The following is a 2,873-nucleotide window of genomic DNA, read 5'->3' as shown; positions in this document are numbered from 1 at the left end:
ATGTCGGCGGCGTATTCACGACGGGGTTCGCGGGATACAAGGGGCAAGCCAACGACTCGTCAACAGTCATCGTCAACGATTATGACGGAAACGGCGATGACATTGTTAGCATCTTTGGCGGTATCCTGGACAACAGCACGCCTACCCCCGTCATAAGTGGCCTGCCGCCGGTAACGTCATCGGCAACGACATCCTTGCAGTCGGCAGAGGGGACCCTCGAACTCTTTGGCGGCAACGACCGGTTCGAGATGTCCTATGGGGATTTGTCGGGCGATCCGTTCGCCCCAAATGTCGACGCCAATCTCGACGCCGGGGCGGGCGATGACACCGTTATCATCCAGGCCGGCAGCATCCACGACATCGATCTTGGAGATGGTGTCGACAGTGTCGTGATATCCGGCAGCGGCACACAGGTCGGCAATGTGACCGGTGGCATCGGTGACGACCTGATATCGGTCGGTATCCTCGAGGTCGAGGAAGGCGTTTTTTTCAGCGAGCCAATCGTCGGTATCATCTCTGGGGGTGAGGGCGGTGATACCATTACCATAGGGGGAGGCAACGTCGAGGCCGTGGATGCCGGGGCCGGCGACGACCAGGTCAGCATCGGCGGCAATACCGCAATCGAATTGGATATCGATGGAGAGGCCGGCAACGACACAATAACGGTCAGTGGCAACGCCACCATAGGCGGCAGCATTTTCGGCAACGATGGCAACGACACCGTCAACATCGACGGTGGAACCGTCGGCACAACCATATCGCCGGGCATCGTTGATCTTGCGGGCGGCGCCGACATTTTCAACATGACCGCGGGCCATGTGACCGGCTCGGTGTTCGGCGAAGGCGGCGGCAACACCTATACCGTCAGCGGCGGCACGGTCGACGGCTCGATCTATGCCGGCAGCCAGGACGACAGCGTATCGATCTCGGGCAACGCCAGTGTCGGCATCGACCCAGGTGAGGGTGGGGAGGGCACGGATTCTGTCGGGCTGGAGGATGGTGACGACACCTTCGACATGACCGGCGGCACTCTTGCGGGTGCGGTAAGCGGTGGTGCCGGCAATGATGTTATTACGCTGCGCGGCGGCACCATAAACAGTTTTCTGGAAGGCAACGACGGCAACGATCAGATATTGGTCTCCGGCGGCGTGCTTGCGGGAGAGGTCACCGGCGATGTCGGTGACGATCTGATTGTCATCAGCGGCGGCGCCATCGGATCCAGCGTTTCCGGCGGCGCCGGCTTCGACAATGTCTCGGTCACCGGCGGCACCATCACGGGCGGCATAGACGCCGAGCATGTCCATCTGTCGGGCGGCACGATCGGCGGTAACATTACCGGTCTTGGTCCCGACACGCTCGTGATCGACGGCATCGGTGCGGTTGACCCACTCAATTTGAGCGATGGCGTTCTGTTCAGCGGCACGGGCGCCAACGGCACCATCACCGGCACCGATCTCGCTGCCGGCGGCAAGAGCCAGAACTTTACCGGCTTCGACAATTTTTCCTCCGACAATTCCACGCTGCGCTTCAACGGCGGCATACAAGGCATCAACCACCTCAACCTGGGCAGTGGCTCGACGCTGTTCATCAACGGCAACGTCACCATGCCGGGTTCGATCATCGCGACGAATTCGCTGATCGACATGACGAACGGTGTCGCTGGCGATGTGTTGACGCTAGGCGGCCTCACCCTCAACGGTGCCAGCATCGGCCTCGACATCAACCAGCAGACATCTCAGTCGGATCAGCTCATTGCCGATGCGTTTTCGGCAACCGGCGCCAATACCATCATCGTCAACCTGCTCGGCACGCCGCAATTTGCCGAGCCGACCGACATACCGCTCATTGTTTCGACCAACGGCCCGGTCACCGGGACGTTCAGCGTCGCAGGCGTGCCCGGCACACCGGGTTCGCTTTTCACCTATGCGATCGTCACAGGCCCGAATGGCAGCGTGTTCCTGCGTGCCACGCCAGTCAATTTTGGCATTGCGGCGGCGCCGACCAGTGCCACCAACGCCGGCGCGGTCGCGGTGGCAATCGAGGCTCTCTACGGCATAAACCGCGACGCGCTCGATGCTGACCTGCATCTCTCGCCCGCATCCGGTTCTGGAATGGTGCCGGTTTCGGAAAGTTTCGGGGTCTTTGCTTCAGGCCAGTTCGCCCATACCGAGCATGACGGCTACAACATCAGCGGCGGCGGCTTGAACGGCTCCGGCCCGAGCTTCGATGCCAATGATTTTTCGGCTGCCATCAGCCTGGATTTCAATGCCGCCAAACACTTCCAGTTCGACAATGAGTACGGCCTGAACATCGGCGTTTTCGCCGGCTACGCCTCGACCGACGTCAACCTCGGCGCGTTTCGGGGATTTGATGCCATCGGCGAAGGTACCAACAAGGCCGGCCTGTTCGGCGGCTACGCGCTGTTTCGCAAGGACTACAATTACGCGCTCGTCTCGGCCTCCGGCTTCATCGGTGGAAGCGACGTGACGAACGGCGTGCTCGGCACCACCGGCAGCTATGATACCAAGGGCTATGCAGTGACGGCATCGGTCGGCCATATCTTCAAGCTGGGCGAGCGCACCCGCTTCGATCTGCGTGGCGGCCTGCTTGGCGTTTCCTTCCGTGGCGATCCCTATAAAGACAGCGGCGGCAACGAGTTCGGCAAGAGCAAGCTTTCTTTTGGCGCGATCAAGCTCGAGCCCGGCATCTATGGCGACTACACGCTAAGCAACGGAATGGTGATCAGCCCCTATGCGCGAGGCGAATTGCAGCAGCGTTTCGGCTACAAGAACACCACCGAAATCGACACCAGGGAGATCGACTTCAACGATGCCGATTTTTCCGCCGCGCTGTCGACCGGCTTCAACCTGAAG

Annotated in this window: 2 protein-coding genes; one reads left to right on the top strand and one right to left on the bottom strand. The window is 60.7% G+C overall.

Annotated elements, in window-relative coordinates:
- Positions 1 to 176 precede the first annotated feature (176 nt).
- Entirely contained in the window at positions 177 to 818 is a 642-nt protein-coding gene (locus tag EN991_RS41225) for a hypothetical protein (protein ID WP_245461120.1), read from the bottom strand.
- Here EN991_RS41225 and EN991_RS30575 point away from each other — a divergent pair.
- On the top strand, positions 804 to 2,873 hold a 2,070-nt coding region (locus EN991_RS30575), incomplete at its 3' end, for an autotransporter (RefSeq protein WP_245461119.1). The genes EN991_RS41225 and EN991_RS30575 overlap by 15 nt on opposite strands.

The sequence above is a fragment of the Mesorhizobium sp. M7A.F.Ca.US.005.03.2.1 genome (assembly GCF_003997795.1).
Lineage (GTDB): Bacteria > Pseudomonadota > Alphaproteobacteria > Rhizobiales > Rhizobiaceae > Mesorhizobium > Mesorhizobium ciceri.
Note: the sequence above shows the minus strand (reverse complement) of the source record. Positions and strands in the feature narration are given on the sequence as shown.

What these genes read in the sequence shown, in the direction of transcription:
- EN991_RS41225 (WP_245461120.1), bottom strand. Translation starts at nt 818, where the DNA reads ATGGCCCGCGGTCATGTTGAAAATGTCGGCGCCGCCCGCAAGATCAAC.